Source organism: Streptomyces novaecaesareae, assembly GCF_000716875.1.
GTDB lineage: Bacteria > Actinomycetota > Actinomycetes > Streptomycetales > Streptomycetaceae > Kitasatospora > Kitasatospora novaecaesareae.
In genome coordinates this window covers 24,872-43,382 of the sequence record NZ_JNWQ01000027.1, presented here as the reverse complement: position 1 = coordinate 43,382, position 18,511 = coordinate 24,872, and the positions used below count along the sequence as shown (strand labels likewise).

The following is an 18,511-nucleotide window of genomic DNA, read 5'->3' as shown; positions in this document are numbered from 1 at the left end:
CTCAGCTGCCGCCGGTGAGCTCCGCCCGGGCGTAGCCGGCCGCGGCCGTGCCGAACTGGAGCGTCGCGTGGGAGCCCGCGGTGTGGATGTCGCGCCACAGTCGCTGCAGGACGGAGCCGGTGCTGTGCCCGGCGGAGCCGGAAGCCCGCATGAGCCGGTCCACCGCGCGGACCAGCAGCTCGGCCGCGAAGGCGCAGTCCCGCTGGTGGCGCGCCACCTCGGCGCGGGTGACGGCCGGCGCGGTGTCGACGAGCCCGGCGATGCGGTCCAGCAGCAGTTCGGCCGCGTCGATCTCGGCGGAGCTGCGCGCGAACACGTCCGCGTGGTGGGCGACCACCGGGTCGTAGCCGGCCGGGCGGCCCTGGAGCTTCGCCCCGCTGAGCTCCTTCCACCGCCGCAGTGCGCCGCGGGCGGCGCCGAGCATCGGCAGGCAGAACAGGAAGGTGTTCACGGCCTGCAGTGGCACCGCGCGACCGTCCGGGCCCGGCGGCGGGGCGTCCAGCTCGGCGAGCACGGCGACCGGGAAGGTCAGCTCCTCCGGGACGAAGACCTCCTCGACGACCACCGTGTGGCTGCCGGTCGCCTGCATCCCGACGTCGTCCCAGGTCCGCTCGATGCGGACCTCGGAGCTCGGTACCAGGCACACCAGCGGCCCGGCGGCGTCCTCCACAGCGCTGCCCGCCGATGCGGCGAACAGCAGGATCCAGTCGGCCCGCTCCGAGGAGGACACCAACGGCCAGGCGCCCGAGAGCAGTCGGCCGCCCGCCACCGGGACGGCGGTGCCCCGGGGCGTCACCCCGCCCGCGATGAGGGTGTCCGGCCCGCCGGCCCACAGCCGCTGCTGCCCGGCCGGCGGCAGGTGGGCCGCGGTACGGGTCATCAGCCCGGCCACCACCGCGCACCAGGCCGTCGCCGGGCACTGCGCGCCGATGACGACGGCCGCCCGCTTCAGTTCCGCGAACGTCCCGCCGGGGCCGCCGAACGAGGCCGGTACGAAGTGGCGTGCGGCCCCGGCCGTGAGGAGCGCGGTCACGACGTCGAGGTCCGGAGTGCGGGCGGCCTCGGCCTTCTCGGCCCGGCGGCCCGCCAACTCGGCGATGTCCCCCGCCTGTTCGACCAGCGGCAGCGGCCGGGCCGGCGGCACGGCGGCGCTCACCTGCCCACCGCCCGCTGTGCGTCGACCTGCGAGTCGATCTGCGCGTTGATCTGCGCGTTGATCTGCGCGTTGATCTGCGCGTTGATCTCCGCGGCGAGGCGGGCGACGGTCACCGGCTCGCGGAAGAGCTCGGCCACGGCGAACTCGACGTCGAACTGCTCCTCCAGGACGGACAGCAGCCGGACCAGGTTCACGGAGTTGACCCCGGCGCCGACGAGGTCCGCCTCATACTCCTCGGGACCTATCCCGTAGCCCTGTCCCGCCAGTTGACCGATGATCGTGCTGATCACGTTCGGTTCGTTCACTGCCATCCGCCCTCGATCTCGTCCTGGACCCGCCGTACGTTCTCCGGCTCGAACACGTCGAAGTGCCCGCCCGTCAGCGCGACGGTGCGCACCGTCGGCGCCCACTCCCGCCAGGCCTGCGGGTCCGGCTCGGCGGGCCGTTCGCCGGCCCGGAACTGGACCAGCGGGGCCGGCACCCGGCCCGGCTGCCAGTCGCGCAGCAGCAGCATGTTCTGCCGGTACACCTCGAACCTCCGGTGCAGGGCCGGGTCGGTGTCCACGTCCCGCTCCGACGCCACCACTCCGCCCGCCCGACGGATGTCCTCGACGAACGCGGACACCATCGCCCCGTCGGAGTCCGCGCAGTGGCGCGCCGCCGCCGACACCGGGGTGTCGAGCACGACGACCCGGCTGACCGGGAACGAGGACGCCCGCGCGGCCTCGACGGCGAGCGCACCGCCGAACGACCAGCCGACCAAGACGCACGGGACGCCCGGGTCGTCGATCCGTGCCTCCAGGTGGCGCAGGCAGAGCTCCGCGGCTGCCGCCAGCGTCGGGGCCGCGGCCGCGTCGAAGGGCCGGTCGAATCCGAGCAGGTGGACGTCGAGGTCGCCCGGCAGGCTCCGGACCAGCCCGGCGTAGCAGGCGACGCCCCCGCCGACCGGCGGGAAGACGATCACCCGGCCGCGCGGCCGGGCCACCGGGCGCGGGGTGAAGCTCCACACCGCCTCGCTCGAAGAGCCGTGTCCGGTCCGGCACAGCCGGGCCAGGCCGGTCACCGTCGGGTCCGCGAGGAAGCGTCCGAACGCGATGTCGTAGCCGAACCTGCCGCGCAGCATCGACAGCAGCCGGATCGCGTCGAGGGAGGAGCCGCCGGACTCGAAGAACCCCTCCGTTCCGGGCGGCCGGCCCAGCAGCTCCGTCCAGCAGGCCGCCACCTCCTGGGTGTGCGGCCCCCGGTCGAGCGGCGCGGCGGCCGCGGCCGGTGCCCCGGGCGGCGGCGCCGCCGTGCGCAGCCGGCGGTGGTCGACCTTGCCGTTGGCGGTCAGCGGGATCTCGTCCAGGTCGACGAGCGCGAACGGGACCATGTAGGACGGCAGTTGGTCGCGCAGCGCGGCGATGCTGCGCTCGCGCCAGTCGGCGGGGGCGTCGGCGGCGAGGGTGACGTAGGCGAGGACGCCGCCGCCGTCCTGCGGGACGCACGCGGCGCTGCGGCCCACGTGGTCCATGGCGTTGAGCTGTGCCTCGATCTCGCCCAGCTCGACCCGGTAGCCGTTGACCTTGACCTGGGTGTCGGCCCGGCCGAGGAACTCCACCACGCCGTCCGGGCCGCGGCGGCCGCGGTCGCCGGTGCGGTAGATCCAGCCGTGCCGCGGGTCGTCGACGAACGCCTCCGCGGTGCGCTGCGGGTCGTTCAGGTACCCGTCGGCGACGCCGTCGCCCGCGATGTGGATCTCGCCGATGTGCCAGTCCTGGCACACCCCTCGCCGGGCGTCCAGCACCAGGATGTCCTGGCCGGCCAGCGGCTTCCCGTAGGGGATCGACCGGCCGGTGCGGTCGGCCGGCGCGATCCGGTGGTGGATCGACCAGATCGAGCCCTCGGTCGCGCCGCCCAGGCTGATCACCTCCGCCCCGGCGGACAGCCGCTCCAGCCCGGCGGGGAGGTTCAGCGGGATCCAGTCCCCGCTCAGCAGGTAGGAGCGGATCGACGGCAGGGCGCCGCCCTCCTCCGCGAGCAGCGCGGCCAGCGCCGGGGCCGAGTTCCAGACCGTCACCGCGTGCTCCGTGACGGTCCTCGTCCAGGCCGACGGGGTACGCGCGGTGTCCTCCGGCAGCATGACCACCGCGGCGCCGACGAGCAGCGGGCCGAAGATGTCGTACACCGACAGGTCGAAGCCGATCGAGGACACCGAGAGCACGCTGTCGGACGGCCCGAGCTTGATCAGGTCGTTGACCGCGTCGACGGTGTTGAGCACGGCGTGGTGGCGGATGACCACGCCCTTCGGCTCCCCGGTGGACCCGGAGGTGAAGATGACGTAGGCGACGTCCGGCGCGCCGCGGTCCGGCAGTCGGCGCTCCCCTGGCGCCGCCGGGGCCGCCGTCGGGGCCGCCGTGGCAGCCGCCGTGGGCACGGCGATCGTCCGTACTCCACGCTGCTGCCAGCCGTCCGCGACGGACCCTTCGTCCGCGGTCACCGCGAAGCGCAGCCGGGCCTGGCGGGTGATCCGGTCGAGCCGGCCCGGGGGCAGGCTCCAGTCCAGCGGGATGTACACGCAGCCGGCGAGCAGCGCGCCGAGGATCGCCACGACCTGGCCGCGGCCGCGCGGCAGGTGGATCGCGACGTGGTCGCCGACGGTGGCGCCCGCGGTCGTCAGCCGCCGCGCGACCTCGGCGGCGGCGTCGGCCAGTTCGGCGTAGGTCAGCACCCCGTCGCCGTCCCGGACCGCCGGAGCCTCGGGCATCCGGTCGACGGTCTCCAGCACGCGTTGCTGCAGCGTCGCGCCGCGGTGCTGCGCGGGGCGGGCGGGCTCGGCCGCCGGGGGCGCGGGCGCCTGCGTGAGCGCCGGGTCGGTCCAGTCGGCGCCCTCGGCCGCCAGCCGGTCGACCGCCCGGGCGTACTGCTCGACGAAGTCGTCGAGGAAGCCCTCGTCGAACGCGTCGGTGCGCCAGTCGAAGCCGAGGCGGATGGTGCCGTCGCGGTCCACGCCGACCTGGTGGTCCAACAGGACCTGCGGGACCCGCAGGTGCAGGGTGTCCCAGTCCCGCAGCAGGCCGAGCTCCGCCTCCCGCGGCGTGTCCAGTTCGGTCGCGGTGAACGCGAACGGGTACAGCAGCCGGCGGCGGTCGCCGGCCGGGTCGGCCAGGCGGGCGATCTCGGGGCCGCTGAGCGAGGAGTGCAGCGACTGTTCCAGGACGCGGCCCTGCACCTCCCGTGCGAGCGAGACGAAGTCGCGCCCCTCGGCCGCCGGCACCGCCACCGGGAGCGGGGTCCCGTGGTTGCCGAGCTGCCCGTCGCCCGCGTCCGGGTCCTGCTGGGAGCGCACCAGGGTGACGGTGTGCGGCCGGCCGCCGCCGACGGCGCCGAGGAGCGCCCCGTACACGGTGAGGAGGACCATCGGGACGGTCAGGCCGTGCTCCTTGGCCTGCCGGGTGACCGCCTCCGCGGTGGGGCGGTCGAGGTGCAGCATCCGGTGCGTCACGGCCCGGCCCGCGTGCCGCCAGTCGGGGCGCAGCGGTGCCTCGACGGTCTCCGGCAGCGTCGGCGCCACCTTGCGCCAGTAGCGTTCGTCCCGCTCCCGCCGTCGGCCGGTCGGCGGGGCGGGCACGGGGGCGGCCGGCTCGCCGTCGGTGTCGCCGGCCAGCGCCCGCAGGAACCGGGCGAGGGAGGCGGCGTCCATCAGCCAGAGCGCGTAGACGAGGTGGATCCGGGCCCGCCGGTCCGAACGCACCACGGTGACCCGCAGCTGGGGCCAGGCGTCGAACTCCAGGGTGTCCGAGCGGAATTCGTCCCGGACGCCGCCGTCGACGGTGTCGAAGGCGGCCTCCGTCGCGTCCAGCACGGTGACCGGGACGACGGGGTCCCCGGCGACCGGTGTCCGGGTCAGGTCGGCCCCGACGCGGGTGCGCAGGATCGGGGCCTCCCGCACCAGCCGGTCCAGGCGCTGCTGGAGGGAGTCCACGGCGGACACCGGCAGCTCGCAGGCGAGGTAGTAGCGGGCCGGGCCGCGCAGTTCGAGCCCGTCCTGGTCGCCGACCAGGTAGGCGCGCTGGAGCGGTCCGAGCCCGTGGTCCGACGCCGCCGCCGTCTCGGCGGTCGTCCCGGCGGTGGTCCCGACGTGTTCAGTCACGGCTCGCCTCCTGGCCGGCGCGGATCGCCCGCAGCAGTCCGCGGTGCACCCGTCCGATCTCGTCGGCGCCGGAGATTCCCCTGCGGTAGTAGTACGTCATGACCATCTCGGGCCCGGACATCTGGAGTTCCCCCTGCAGCTGGTAGCGCAGTGCACGGCCGAGTGCCCGCGGGCTCCAGGCCCCCAGGTCGCGGGCCCGCAGGTCCCGCGGCATCGGCCGCTGGTTGAACAGGACCGTGGACAGCGGGAAGCGGTTCGTCCCGCCCAGCCCCAGGTCGGCGATGCGCTGGTCGAACTCCCAGTCGCCGTACCGCGTCCCGTCGGCGAGCTGGCTCGCCATGGCGTCGATGTTCTCCCGCAGCGAGGGTGCGCCCGGTCCGCGCACGATCAGGCTGGTGGTGAAGTTCCCGACGACGGCGGCATCGCTCTCGCCGCGGTTCTGGCTCACCACGATGACGGAGGGGCGGTCGAGGCCGAAGGTGTCGGCGACGGCCCGCTCGAAGGCCGCCAGGACGACGGTGAACGCGGAGACGCCCGACTCCTGCGCGATCGTGTGGATCCGGCGGGTGCACACGGCGCCGAGCGGGAGGGAGAGCAGTTCGCCCTGTTCCCCGCCGGGCCCGGTGGCCTCGGGCAGTTCGACCTGGGTGGCGCCGTCCAGCAGGCTGCGCCAGTACGCGGCGGCCGGGCCCGGCTCCTCCTCCCGGGCCGTCGCCAGGCAGAACGCCCGGTAGCCGCCGGTGTCCCGGCCGTCGCCGCGGTCCCGGTCCTCGCCGGTGTCCCGGCCGTCGTCCGGGTCCGGGCCGCCGGACAGCGCGGCCCGCAGCTCGCCGGCCAGCACGTCCAGACCCAGCCCGTCCACGAACAGGTGGTGCGCCACCAGGACGACCGAACTGCCGGTGCTCCCCCGGACGAGCGCGACCCGGATCGCCGGCGCGGCCTCGGGGTCGATCGGCTCGGCGACCAGCTCGGTCCGGGTGGCCTGCACGCATTCGCGGAAGGCCGGGGTGTCCGTCCCGGCGTCGGTGTCCACCTCGCGGACGGCGCAGGACAGTTCCTCCGGAGCCGTCCAGGTCTGTTCCTGCCAGTCCGGGGCGAGCGCCAGCCCCAGCGCGTCGTGCCGGGCGAGCAGCCGCCCGAGCGCCTCGCCGAGCTCCGCCCCGGCGAGCCGGCGGGCGACGGGGATCTCCCGGGAGATGTTGCACCAGTTCGCGTTGCCGCCCGCCATGCAGACCCACATGTAGGCCAGTTGACGGGAGGACAGCGGGTAGCGGTCGGGCGCCGTCGTCGTAGCCCGGCGAGGGGCCGCGGCCGCGGCGGCATCGACGCCGGGGCCGGTCGGACGGCGCCTGCGCTCGATCTCGCGGGCCAGGGCGGGGACGTCGCGCAGGCCGAAGGACTCCGCGACGGTCAGGCGCACCCCGTAGACGCGGTTGACGCTCGACACGGCGGCGAGCATGTCCAGCGAGGAGACCCCGGCGTCGACCAGGCCGGCGGTGCCCTCGTCGGTGCCCAGCAGGGCGTGCAGGTGCCGCTCGACCTCGTGCCCGGCGGCGTCGGCGGGTTCGTCGGCCGGCGCGGCGGCGAGCCGGTCCAGGGAGGCCAGCAGGGCCCGCCGGTCCACCTTGCCGCTGCGCAGCATCGGCAGGTCCGCCCGCAGCTGCAGGGTGAACCGCGGCAGCCGCCGGCCGCGGCCGAGCCCGTGGACGGTGGCGCGCAGCAGGTCCTCGGCGGGAGCCGCGCCCGGCACGGTGGTGACGAAGAGCTGCGGGCCCCCGTGGTCGACGACCACGCACTGCCGGACCCCGGGCAGCGCCTCGACGTCGTCGATCAGGGGCTGGAAGGAGACCCTCCGGCCGCCGAACTTGAGGTCGTTGCCGCTCCGGCCGACGATCACCAGGGCGCCGTCCTCGGTGCGGCGGCCGAGGTCGCCGGTCGGCAGCGGGACGGGGAACGCGGTCGTGCGGTGCCGGTCGCCGGTGCCGGCGTCCAGCAGGCCGAGCGCGGGCGCCGGCGAGGTGACGAGCACCTCGCCGACCCCGGTGTCGTCGGGGTCGCGCAGGGCGACCTCGATGCCGGGGCGCGGCACCCCGACGGGTATCGACTGCGAGTCGTCGTGGTCGAGTTGCTGGACGTCGCGCCGGTAGAGCTGCGCGAGCGTCGCCTCGGTCTGGCCGTACAGGTTGACGGTCTCGGCGCCGGGCGCGATGGCGGTCCACTGCTCCACCACCCGCCGGCCGAGGACCTCGCCGGCGAAGAAGATCAGCCGCAGGCGGGGCAGTGCGCCCGTCCCGAGCCGCGGTTCCTCGGCCAGCCGGGTCGCGATGGACGGGACGAGGAAGGCCACCGTCGGGTCGCTGTCGGCGAGGTGGTCGGCCAGGGCCGGCAGGTCGAGCTGCGCGTCGACGGGCGGCAGCGACAGCACGCCGCCAGCGCCGAGCACGCCGAGCAGTTCCCGCAGCGAGGGGTCGAAGTTCACCCGGGTGACGGCGGCGCACCGGTCCGCCTCGGTGAGCCCGAACTCCTCGCGGAACCAGTGGAGGAAGAGGTCCAGGCCGCGGCGGCTGCCGACGATGGCCTTCGGTTCCCCGGTCGAGCCGGAGGTGGGGATCACATAGCCGGCGTCCGGGTCCTGGAACCGCCGGGCCCGCCCTGCGGTGTGCGGGGCGGATTCGAGGAGGACCGCGCCGGTGGCGGAGTCGAGGACGATCTCGGTCACTCCCGCGCTCGCCCCCCGGTACTGGTCGGCCGGGGTGGCGTCGTGGCTGACCACCGCGGCGGGGCAGCTGCGCTCTTCGAGCCAGCCGTACTGCTGCGCGGTCAGTCCGGCGTCCACCGGTACGGGCACCGCGCCGGCCCGCCAGGCGGCCTGCAGCCCGACCAGGTAGGCGGGCGACAGCGGGCCCATCACCAGGACGCTCGCCCCGGCCACGCCGGCCGCGGCGAGCCGTTCGGCCAGGGCGGCGACGGCGGCCTCCAGCTGCGCGTACGTCATCGACCGGCCGCACCACTCGACGGCGACCCGCGCGGCCCGTTCGCTCCCGGTGGCCGGACGTCGAAGGCCGGCGGCTTCCACGGTCGTCATACCGCGAGCACCCCCTCGCCTTGGAGGGCGCGCTTGACCGCCTCGTAGTCGATCTTCCCGACCGGGGTGCGCGGCAGCGCGGCGGCGAACCCGTACCGCTGGGGCAGCTGGTACGGGAGCAGGTGCGCGCCCGCCTGCCGGCGGACCGACTCCGGATCGCACCACGGCTCGGCCACGACCAGCGCGGCGACGAGTTCGCCGCCCTCCCCGTCGGGCAGCCCGACGACCCCGCAGTCGATGACGCCCTCGCACCTGCGCAGCGCCGTCTCGACCTCGATCGGCGCGACCTTGTTGCCGGTGACGTTGATGAAGGTGGACTTGCGCCCGCGGATGTACCAGCCCTCCGGCCGCGCCACGACGAGGTCGTGGGTGCGCAGCCAGCCGTCCACGAACATCGCCGACTCCGCCTCCGGGTCCCGGTAGTACCCGCGGGCCATCGCCGGTCCGCGCACCAGGAGTTCGCAGACCTGCTCCTCGCCGTCGGGCGCGTCGAAGGCGTCCACCGGCTCCAGCTGCCACTCGATCCCCGGCAGCGGCAGCCCGATCGTGCCCGGTCCCGCGTCGTCGGCGTCGTAGGTGATGGTGCCGATCTCGCCCAGCCCGTAGCCCTGGCGCAGCGGCAGGCCGAACCGTTCGCCGAAGCGCGCCTGGGTGTCGGCGGCGATGGGGGCGCTGCCGGTGAGGGCGAGCCGCAGGGAGCGCAGCATCGACGGGTCGACCCCGTCGGCCGCGACGAGCATCTGGTACATCACCGGCAGGCCGCTGACGACGGTCACCGCGTGGTCGGCGACGGCGCGGGCCAGGCCGCGGCCGGTCAGGTGCGAGCCGCGGGTGAAGACGACCGTGGCCCCGCGCAGCAGGCTGGGCAGCGTCAGCACGTCGATGCCGTGGCCGTGCCAGAGCGGCAGCGCGCACAGCACCACGTCCGAGGGCCCCAGGCCGCCCTTGCCCGCCCAGGAGTCGACCCGCTCCAGGACGGCCGCCTGGCTCATCACGATCCCCTTGGGCTCACCGGTCGAGCCCGAGGTGCAGTGCACGACGAAGTCGGTGGGCAGGTACGCGTGGGGCGGCCTCGCGGCGGGCGCCGTGGCGCGGCCTCGTACGGTCGGCTCCGCCAGGACGGAGCCGATGCCGCCGGGGCCGTCGCGCAGCACCGCGTCCAGGTCGAACTTGGCCGCGAGGCGCGCCGTCTCCTCGGGTGTCGCCCTGCCGTCCAGCAGCACGATGACCGACCGCACCTTGGCGGCGGCGAAGTAGGCGGCGACGAAGGTGACGGGATCGTCCAGCGCCAGGCCGAGCACGGAGCCGAGCCGGCCGCCGTCGAGCTGCTCGGCACCGAGCTGATCGGCGATGGCGTCGGCGATCGTGTCGGCGATCGCGTCGGCGGTCTCGACGAGCCGGCCGTAGGAGACCGCGGTGCCGTCGTAGGACACCACGGCCGTCGCCTCGGGCCGGCGCCGGGCGACGCCGAGCAGTTCCTGATACAGCGTCATGAGACGGCACTCGCCCCGTTCTTGCCGTCCGTGCCCAGCACGTTGTGGAAGTGCTGGTGCATCGCCTTCGCCGCGAAGGTCTGTCGGTGCACGGCCTTCGAGTCCTCCCGGGTCTGCTCCAGGGCCGCCCGCATCCGGCCGGTGAGGACGTGCTTGGTGGCCGAGAACGCGACCCCGGGGTAGCGGGCCATCCGCTGGGCCCGCTGCAGGGCCCGGTCGACCAGGAACTCGGGCTCGCAGGTCTCGTCCGCCATGCCCCAGCGCAGCGCGCTGTCGGCGGCGATCGGGCGGCAGCCCATGATGACGTGCCGGGCGACGTCGTAGCCGGTGGTGGTGGAGAGGATGGTGGCCGCCATGGAGGCCCCGATGCCGTGCTCCAGCTCCGGCATGAGCAGGTTCGCCCGGGTGGACATGATCTTCCAGTCGAACATCATGGCCAGTTGGAAGCCCAGGCCGACGGCGTAGCGGTCGATCGCCGCGACCGTCGGCTTGCGGGTGTCCAGGACCGACAGGTAGAGGTCGGTGCACCAGTCGATGGTCTCGTTGACGGCGTCGTCCGTGCCCAGTTGCAGGGCCTCGTTGAAGTTCCCGCCCGCGCTGAAGCTCCGGTCGTGGCCGCCGTGGACGACGATCGCCCCCACGGTGTCGTCGCCGTCCGCCTCGCGGACGGCGGCCATGAAGGTCTCGGCCATCTCCTTGCCGAACGGATTCGTCGGCTTCTCGTGCGCCAGGGTCAGGACCCGGACTCCCTCGACGTCCTCGATGTCGATCAATCCCACGACGTTCTCCCCCGTTCTCAGTGGTTCTCGCGGACGTAGGCGGCCACCGCCGCCTCCAGGCACTTGTCCGAGTCGATCGGCTCGTGCGGTGCATCGACCAGCGCGTCGGCCAGTTCGGTGGCGATGAGTTCGTAGAAGCGCTCCACGTCGACGGCGGCCGGGCCGATCAGCCGGGCCACCGCGCCGTCCAGGTTGCGCTGGACGCCGCTGCCGTGGTGCAGCGCCTGCTTGGGCCGCCAGGCGATCTGCGGCGGCAGCAGCGCCTCCGCCGCGGCCCGCATGTGGCCCTTCTCGCGGTCGCGGTGGCGCATGACCTCGGGGTCCGTGTCCAGGGCGGCCTGGATGACGGGCGTGTTCCAGTACATGTGGCGCAGGGTGTAGCCGTACGCCGCGGCCGCCACGCCGGACAGTTCGCCGGCCGCGGCCGCGTCGGCCAGGCACTGGGCGACGGCGCGCTGCAGGTCGGGCACGGTACCGGCCTCGGTCCGCAGCCCGGAGTTGATGAAGTCGGCGCCGACGCCGGTCAGGACGGTGCCGGCCGGGATGTCGCCCTGCCGGTAGACCGCGACGAGGTTGACCCCGCCGGCGACCATCTCCCGGTTGGGGACGCCGAGCATCCGGACGGTCTCCGGGATCGCCCGGAGGATGTCCTCCTCGGAGAGCGCGAGGTGGCGGACGGGCATGCCCAGGTGGGTGCCGAGCTCGTCGGCGGCGGCGTACTCGTCGCCCCACGGGGTGCCCAGGCTGGCGAGGTGGTCGAGGATTCCGGCCTGCTTCGCCAGCGCGGCGACGAGCCCGGAGTCCACGCCGCCGGAGACGACGGCGGTCACCGGGCCGGGCGTGCCGGAGGAGAGGATCTCCCGGCGCAGCGCCTCGATCTGCCGGGCCCCGGCCTCGACGGCGGTCTCGCCGGTGATCGGGGAGGCCTGCCAGCTCTGCGACACCGTCTCGGTGACCTCCGTCGCGCCGCCGTCCGCGGAGCGGGAGAAGACGACGGTGCGGCCGCCGCCGATCGCGCGGATCGAGGCGCGGACGGCGCGGATCTGCGCGACGCGGTCGGATTCGGCGCCCACGCAGGCGATGGCCCGCGCGGTGAGCTCGGCCAGGTCGGTTCCGATCAGGACGCGGCCCGTGCCCGGCTGCCGCCAGTAGCGCAGGATCGTGGGGTTCTGCCGGCTGGTGCGGACGGTGACGCGCTCACCGGTCCACTCGACGGTGTTGCAGTCGTTCAGGCCGCCGGAGGGCAGCGGCCGCCCGCGGCCGAATTCCTCCACGACGAGCCGCCCGGTGTCGCCGGGCTCGCCGGCGCCGTCGGGTTGTGCCGCGCTGTCGAGCTGTACCGCGAGGCCGGTGCGCCGGTCGCGGACGTCCAGGAGGAGCGAGGGATAGGTGTTCATCGGGCCGCCGCTCTCAGGCGACCGACAGCCGGACCAGCTTGCGCGGCTGGTCCGGGAAGGCGGCACGACCGTGGACGACCTGCAGGTTGTCCTGGACGATCACCTCCCCGACCTGCCACTTGTGCGCGTAGAGCACGCTCGGCTGGTGCAGGACGGCCTTGATCCGCTCCAGCAGTTCGGCGCTCTCCTCGGCCGAGTGGCCCACGATCGTCGCGTCATGGGTGCGCATCGGGTCGTCGGGGTCGGTGAGGCCGATGACGAGCCGCTTCCGGCCGGTGACCGGGTCGTCCTGGATCGGGGCCACCGTGGGGTGGTCCCCCTCGGCCCGGTCGCGGTAGTAGCCGGAGATCCGGTTGCGGTACTCGATGGTGATGCCCTGCATGGCGTCGAGCAGATCGGCCGGCGCCTGGGCGAAGAACGCGGCGTTGCTCGCGATCAGCGTCTCGCCGCCGACTTCGGGCGCCGTCACGCAGTGCATGCCGATGTACCGGACGGCCGGCCCGGCGTTGAAGTTGCCGTCGGTGTGCAGCGGCATCGCCCGGGTGGTGAACTGCAGGTTGTCGGAACCCTCCTTCGGCTGCAGGTCGAGCTTGGGGCCGAAGCCGTACTCCACGGGTTCGCCCAGCTCGGACATGATGTCGTCGAGGCTGCGGTCGTCGGCTCCGCCCGGCTGGAGGACGACGAACCCGTACTCGTCCAGCTTCTTGCGGAAGTCCTGGTGCTGTCCGGCGGGACAGAGCGCGCTGCGGGCGATGTCCCGCATGTCGAGCGCGTTGGCCATTTCCACTCCTAGCGATCCGATGCGACGCATGCGCGGCGCGCCGACCCGGTGGATGTCCCTGGCACCGGAGCGGCGATCCGTGAGCGAGTGCGCGAGTGAACGAAACGAAACGAACGAACCGGCAGTGCTGCCGGCAGAAATCGGCAACGTGGCTGATCCGCGCCGGAGTTCGCGCCCCACCGGCGGCGTGCGACCGCACTGCGGCCGGGCAGGCCGGAGGGCGCACCCGGGGCTCGGCCCACGGGAGCGGCACGGCGGAGGCGGCTCGGCGGAGGCGGCAGCTAGTCGGCTGCGGAAGCTCTCTCGGACGGCTGCCGGAACCGCACGCCCGGACACAGCACCGACGCTCGCCTCATGATCCCCCCATGGTCATTGATGATGAACCGTCAACCAGAATCCGTGACTTCCCCTCGGCCTCTCCTCACGGATCCATCGAAACATCCCCTGGGGGGCGGTAACGCCCCGCCGCAGTCGGGGCGTTGGCCCGACCCTTCGTACTGGGGTGCTCTCTCCCGCCGGGCGACGGAGCCCGCCGGATCGATCACCACCGTAAGCGCCCCGATCGCATACCGTCAAGGAACTCACGGACGACATGACGTACCGTCAATTCGACCCGAATCGGTCGAAGTGACGTACACAACAGCGCACTTGAGGAAGCCCAAGAAGCCGGCCGAGTCACAGCCGCCCGGCCACGGCACAGACCGCCTCCAGGGCCCCGCCGTTCGCCGTCCCCGGCCTGCCGCGGCGTTGAGGAACACCGGGGCTGTCCGCGTGCAGGAACTGCAGCGCCTTCATCCGGAGCACGTACCGGGCCGCCCGGGGGCGCAGCAGCTGGATCGGGAAGGCGATGTGCGCGGCCGGGTTCGGCGGCGTCATCTCGGTACGGGCGCGGGCGAAGGTCTGGCGAGGTCGTCGCAGCCCATCCGCACCCGGCCGAAGACCTTCCGCTTGCCGAAGGCCAGTGCGCGGAAGACGCGTTCGGTGCCGTCATGGCCGAACAGCAGCACCTCCCGGACGAACGGGTCGTCGCACCCGCGGAGGTGGTGGTCGTCCACGAAGACGATGCAGTGCCAGTCGTCCCGGATGCAGCCGAGGAGGTAGTCGGTGATCTCGGTGTGGGCGAAGGCCTCAGCCGACCTCGCGGCGTTCACCGGCCGCGGCGGTCCGCGACCAGGGCGGCGATCCGGTCGAACCGCCGCCCGACCACGATCTCCGGGGCGTCCGCCGTCGCGGAGGTCTCCTCGGGATGCGGACGGAGAGCCAGATGCGTTCCAGGGTGTCGTGCGCGTCGTTCATGCTTCGCCCCCTCGGATCGGATTCTCCTGCCGGATTCCGGCCGCATATTCCGACGAGGATTCCAATCGGTCGCGCCGCCCGGCCTCATTCCCCCAAAATTCGACCGATCCCGACATGAACTCGACACCCGGGTCAACAACTAATCCGGTTTAGCAAATGTTCACGTCGCTGACCTGGGTGGATCCACGGATTCGCAGAGAATTCACACCTCAGGCACCGAGTGGTGGATCGCGGTGACCGTCGCCGCGGCATCGAAGCCGAGCACCGGGTCCGGCCGGCCGGAGAGGAGGCTGGCATAGAGCGGACGGTAGTGGGCGACCTTCCGATCGGTCCGGCCGTCGTTGCCGAAGGATGCCAGCAACTCGCCCGCCCGGGCGGCGAATCCGGTCATGGCGGTGTGGTCGATCCAAACCTCCACTCCGGAGTGGCCGAGCACCAGGTTGCTCTCCTTGCTGCTGGAGCCGGTCAGCCAGCTACTGCGCAACCGGGCCGTGCCCGCCTCCCCCCGGGAGCGGAAGCCCACGGCGCACCACGCGCTCGCACCGCCGTCCGTCTGCCGGAGTGAGGTGAGCCCGGTGAGGTCGACGAAGCGGGTGAGTATGCTCAGCTGGTTCACCCCCGAGTCCGTCCAGCTGGAGACGTACGAGGCGAAGGCCGCCTCTCCCCGCAGGACGTAAGGGTCGTAGAAGGCCGAGGTGATGGCCGTGACCGGCCCCCAGTCCGGATTCGCGGCAATCAGCCCTGCCGCCCAGTCGACCTCGGGCGAGAACGCGAAGTGGTGGGCGGTGAACAGCCTGCCCCGCACGTCAGCTTTTCCATCCAAGTTGCGCAATTCCGCGAGCGAGGCGAGATCGTGGACGAGAGGCTTCTCCACCAAGACCGTGGCCTCGGAGTGGAGCAGGGCCTGGACCGTCAGCTCGGCGTGCGTCTCCGTCGGGGTGGCCACGACCACCAGGTCCGGCCGGTGCGCGTCGAGCGCCCTGGCCAGTTCGCCGTAGTGGGGCCGCGTGGCGCCCCGGAATTCGACCGGCCCGACTGGTCTCGAGTCCACCGTGAACTCCAGGGCCACATCGTCCCGTTCAGCCAGGACGGCGAGGTGGGTCTCGGCGATGATGCCGACCCCCACCAGGCCGACACGGACCGGCTCGACGCGTACCGGGTCGGTCATCCGATCTGTTCCCCTCGTCCGCTGCGGCCCCGCATCCCGGGGCTCCGGGCTCTCATCGTCGCGCGGCCACCTCGGCCCACCGGCCCAACGACACGGCCGGGCCGTCGACCCACTCGACCCCCGGGTCGTGCTCCACCGCCGTCGGGACACCGTCGATCCAGCTGGTCGCGATCGGAACCCAGTACGTGTTGCCACCCGACCTGCGGGTGCGCGCGTCGAGCTCTGCGCGGGTACGGCGGGCACCGTCGTGGTCGCCGCCGAGGACCCCGAGCAGGATCTGGGCCACGTCGGCCAGGTTGTGGCCGCCCCGGTAGCCGATGTCGTCCGCCAGCCTCCGGGTGCCTCGGACCGCCTCCGTTGCGGCCCCGGCGTCGCCGGCCACCGCATGGGCGACCGCCTCGGCGGACCGGATCTTGACCAGCTCGACCGGGTTCGGCACCAGATCGAGCAGATCCCGCGCACGGGTCGCCGCGTCCGACACCGCGTCCGTGTCGCCCGCCCAGCACACCGTCTGCGCCAGGTTGGCCAACGCCTTCGCCTCCGCGGCGGCCAGGCCCTCACGCCGGGCCAGGACGATCGCCCGGTCGTACGCGGCGCTCGCCTCGTCGAAGCGGGCGTTCACCCGCCAGATGTGCCCGATCAGCCGGAGCCGCTCGCCCTCGTCCTCCGGACCGCGGCTGCGCTGCTCCCGCAGCGAACCCAAGGCCGTACCGAACCGTCCGTTGAGGTAGTCGAAGTCGCACAGCCAGTACCGGGCCACCGCGTCGAACTCGCCGCCCACCAGGGCGCGGTAGATCTTCGCCGCCCCGGTGTAGTCGCCGTGGTTGCGCAGCGCGTGGGCGAGGTGGACCTGCACCAGCTGTGCCGTGGGGCTGCCCTGGGGTACGCCCTCCCCCGCGCCGCCCAGCAGTTCGACCGCCTGTGCAGCACGGCCCGTACGACGCAGCTGAACGCCCCGTACCGCGGCGAGAAGGGCCCGGCACTCCGGCGACCCGGCCTGTTCGGCGGCGAGCCCGCTGCCCAGCTCCGACCACTGCCCGGCCTCGACCAGGCGCTGCGCGGCGCGGGCCATCCAGTCCTCGAAGACCCCGTACGCCGCCGAGAGCTTGAGCCCCGACTCCAGGGCCTGGGCGACGGCGACCCGTCCGGCGGAGGGCCCCACGCGCCCGCCCAGCCAGGCGAGCAGCCGGGCCGCGACCTCGCTGCGGTCACGGTCGGACCAGCCGTCGGGGAGGGTCCGGTCCGCCTCGCCGATGGCGTGGCGGAGCGCCGCGTGCAAGGCGTACGGCAGCGCGTAGGCGTCGTCGTGGGTCAGGAACGGCCGCCGCAGGAACCGGGCCACGCTGCCGTCGGAGACGCCGGGCTGCCCGGCCCGCAGCAGATCGGCACCGACCCGGTCGGTGAGGGCCGCGGTCCGGACCAGATCCCGCTCGTCCCGGGGCAGGTCGCGGATCGACCGGGTGGCCACCGCCGTGAACGAGCCGCCGAAGTCCGCCGGCGACGGCTGCCCGCCACGGGCGAGGAGTGCGGCGAAGTGTGACACCGACAGGTCCAGGTACAGGGGCAGCCCCTGGCCGCCGGCGATGATGCGCCGACGGACCTCGGCGGGCATGACGGGTTCGCCGTCCCGGGTGAGCGCCTCGCTGAGGTAGCTGTCGGCGTCGGAGTCCGACAGGTAGCCGACGAGGTGCTGGCGGGGTTCGGCGGTGTCGTTACTGAAGTGCAGGTTGGGCCAGCACTGCGGGCCGGTGAAGTCCAGCTCGCCGCCCGCACCGGCGTCGGCCCAGTCGACCCGGTTGCGGCCGGTGATCACGAAGAGCACGTTGGGCATCAGGTAGGCGCACCGTTGGATCAGACGCTCCACCGTGCGGTCGGCACGACCGTTGACCACCTCGAAGGTGTCCAGGAACACGCACACCGTGGGCCGTCGGGCTGGCCGGCCCCGGTGCGGCAGCCGGTCGAGATCCCAGGCCAGCAGGTACGGGAAGTAGGAGAGCGTCTCGTAGTCGGCGTCGGCCTCGACCAGTTCGGCGAACAGCTCGCAGTCGGCCAGCAGGCGCCCCTCCCGCACCCGGTCCCGAACGGCGCGATAGGTGGCCAGAGCCGCACGGTGCGCCAGCCCGGTCAGACCGCCGAGCCCGGCGGGGTCGACGTCCCGCACGGTCTCCGCGATCTGCTCGCCGAGGCCGACGCTCCGGGAGGCCCGGCGCAGGGCCGGCGAGCTGTCCAGGAAGTCCTGTAGGGCCTCCCCCGGGTGCGCGCGGGCCCAGTAGGAGGCGAGCGCCAGGTCGAATGCCTGCCACCGGCTGCCCAACTGGCCCAGGCCGGCCCGCAGGCGCAGCAGCAGGCCCTCGATGTCACAGGCGCCGTCCTCGGCTAGGTCGACCCGTACGGCCACGACGTCGTCGCGGCCCTCGGCCGCCGCGTCGGCGAGCAGTCGGCGCTCCAGCTCGTACGAGAGCGTCGTCTTGCCTATGCCGCCGACCCCGTAGAGCGTCAGGACGTTGCGGCGCCCCTGCGCCCGGTCCACCACCGGCGAGGACTCGGCTTCGTCCAGCGTCCGGCGCAGGCACTCCACCGACCCGTTGAAGGCGGCGACTTCGTCGACCCGGTTGGTGAAGACCTGTTGCGCCGTGACGGTGGACGACAGCCCGCTCATGAACGCGGCCCGAAGGTTCACCCGTGCCATCCCGCCTCCTTCTCCGCACCGCCAGGGCAGGTGTCCGGTTCGCATCTCGCGAGGAGCATTTGACCTGAAATCCTGTCAGCTTCCGGTGCGGCGCCACAAGGACCCGCCCCGTCGATCATGTCCGAACGGGCGTGACGAGGCCGCACCTGCGGGGGCAGGTGCGGCCTCGTCCCGGGGGAGGAAGGATCAGGCCGTCGCCGGGGCGTCGGCCTGGTCGGTGGACTTCTCGGTGGACTTCTCGGCGGGCTTCGGCGCGGCGACGTGCTGGTAGGCGATCGTGACGGCCAACAGGGAGGCCCCGACCAGGCCGGTGACCGCGAAGCCCCAGGCCGGTGCGGAGTGGTCGATGACGGCCCCGGCGAGTGGCGCGCCGATCGCCGCGCCGTCGGGCCCCGTGGTGAAGTGCGGGCTACCACCCACGCGTGTGCCACTCCTCCCCATGCAACAAAGGGGCTTCTCCCTCTGCGGCATGACGACCGTACAAGCCGCCACCGTCAGCACACCTACGCACCCCCCGTAGCGCTGGTTTCACGGG

General features: G+C 73.6%; 13 protein-coding genes. All 13 read right to left on the bottom strand.

The features are described 5' to 3' along the window. Position 1: 1 nt before the first annotated feature. Positions 2–1,156, bottom strand: a complete 1,155-nt coding sequence (locus tag OP86_RS12785; protein ID WP_199815192.1) for an acyl-CoA dehydrogenase family protein — start codon at positions 1,154–1,156, stop codon at positions 2–4. After that, a complete protein-coding gene (locus tag OP86_RS12780; RefSeq protein WP_078588855.1) occupies positions 1,153–1,467 on the bottom strand; it encodes an acyl carrier protein in 315 nt (104 codons plus the stop codon). Before OP86_RS12780 ends, OP86_RS12785 begins: the two co-directional genes overlap by 4 nt. Next, the gene (locus OP86_RS12775) at positions 1,458–5,288 is read right to left on the bottom strand and encodes a non-ribosomal peptide synthetase (protein WP_030258033.1); all 3,831 of its coding nucleotides are present in this window, start codon (positions 5,286–5,288) and stop codon (positions 1,458–1,460) included. The genes OP86_RS12780 and OP86_RS12775 overlap by 10 nt, the downstream gene beginning before the upstream one ends. Continuing rightward, a complete protein-coding gene (locus tag OP86_RS12770; protein ID WP_030258031.1) occupies positions 5,281–8,373 on the bottom strand; it encodes an AMP-binding protein in 3,093 nt (1,030 codons plus the stop codon). Before OP86_RS12770 ends, OP86_RS12775 begins: the two co-directional genes overlap by 8 nt. Continuing rightward, on the bottom strand, positions 8,370–9,866 hold the full coding sequence (locus OP86_RS12765; protein WP_030258028.1) for a class I adenylate-forming enzyme family protein: 1,497 nt from the start codon (positions 9,864–9,866) through the stop codon (positions 8,370–8,372). Before OP86_RS12765 ends, OP86_RS12770 begins: the two co-directional genes overlap by 4 nt. Continuing rightward, complete coding sequence (locus OP86_RS12760) at positions 9,863–10,645, bottom strand: enoyl-CoA hydratase/isomerase family protein (protein ID WP_157849732.1); 783 nt, start codon at positions 10,643–10,645, stop codon at positions 9,863–9,865. The genes OP86_RS12765 and OP86_RS12760 overlap by 4 nt, the downstream gene beginning before the upstream one ends. A gap of 17 nt (positions 10,646–10,662) precedes the next feature. Continuing rightward, positions 10,663–12,042 (bottom strand): asparagine synthase C-terminal domain-containing protein, encoded by a 1,380-nt coding sequence (locus OP86_RS12755; protein WP_030258024.1) that lies wholly within the window; start codon positions 12,040–12,042, stop codon positions 10,663–10,665. Positions 12,043–12,055: 13 nt separating this feature from the next. Then, positions 12,056–12,823 (bottom strand): TauD/TfdA dioxygenase family protein, encoded by a 768-nt coding sequence (locus tag OP86_RS12750; RefSeq protein WP_030055299.1) that lies wholly within the window; start codon positions 12,821–12,823, stop codon positions 12,056–12,058. A gap of 675 nt (positions 12,824–13,498) precedes the next feature. After that, positions 13,499–13,699 carry a hypothetical protein gene (locus tag OP86_RS12745; protein ID WP_030055300.1) on the bottom strand — a complete coding sequence of 67 codons (201 nt, stop codon included), beginning with the start codon at positions 13,697–13,699 and terminating at the stop codon, positions 13,499–13,501. Beyond that, on the bottom strand, positions 13,696–13,974 hold the full coding sequence (locus OP86_RS12740) for a hypothetical protein (protein ID WP_030055301.1): 279 nt from the start codon (positions 13,972–13,974) through the stop codon (positions 13,696–13,698). Before OP86_RS12740 ends, OP86_RS12745 begins: the two co-directional genes overlap by 4 nt. A 347-nt stretch (positions 13,975–14,321) precedes the next feature. Beyond that, positions 14,322–15,287 (bottom strand): Gfo/Idh/MocA family protein, encoded by a 966-nt coding sequence (locus OP86_RS12735; protein WP_030055302.1) that lies wholly within the window; start codon positions 15,285–15,287, stop codon positions 14,322–14,324. Between the two features lie 52 nt (positions 15,288–15,339). Further along, on the bottom strand, positions 15,340–17,976 hold the full coding sequence (locus OP86_RS36565; RefSeq protein ID WP_030055303.1) for a tetratricopeptide repeat protein: 2,637 nt from the start codon (positions 17,974–17,976) through the stop codon (positions 15,340–15,342). A 186-nt stretch (positions 17,977–18,162) separates the two neighbouring features. Further along, complete coding sequence (locus OP86_RS12725) at positions 18,163–18,396, bottom strand: hypothetical protein (protein WP_030055304.1); 234 nt, start codon at positions 18,394–18,396, stop codon at positions 18,163–18,165. Positions 18,397–18,511: the final 115 nt, after the last annotated feature.

Bases quoted from the DNA above. Each gene is read 5' to 3' on its own strand.
- OP86_RS12780 (WP_078588855.1), bottom strand. From the start codon at position 1,467: ATGGCAGTGAACGAACCGAACGTGATCAGCACGATCATCGGTCAACTG.
- OP86_RS12770 (WP_030258031.1), bottom strand. From the start codon at position 8,373: ATGACGACCGTGGAAGCCGCCGGCCTTCGACGTCCGGCCACCGGGAGC.
- OP86_RS12765 (WP_030258028.1), bottom strand. From the start codon at position 9,866: ATGACGCTGTATCAGGAACTGCTCGGCGTCGCCCGGCGCCGGCCCGAG.
- OP86_RS12755 (WP_030258024.1), bottom strand. From the start codon at position 12,042: ATGAACACCTATCCCTCGCTCCTCCTGGACGTCCGCGACCGGCGCACC.
- OP86_RS12750 (WP_030055299.1), bottom strand. From the start codon at position 12,823: ATGGCCAACGCGCTCGACATGCGGGACATCGCCCGCAGCGCGCTCTGT.
- OP86_RS12745 (WP_030055300.1), bottom strand. From the start codon at position 13,699: ATGACGCCGCCGAACCCGGCCGCGCACATCGCCTTCCCGATCCAGCTG.
- OP86_RS12735 (WP_030055302.1), bottom strand. From the start codon at position 15,287: ATGACCGACCCGGTACGCGTCGAGCCGGTCCGTGTCGGCCTGGTGGGG.
- OP86_RS36565 (WP_030055303.1), bottom strand. From the start codon at position 17,976: ATGGCACGGGTGAACCTTCGGGCCGCGTTCATGAGCGGGCTGTCGTCC.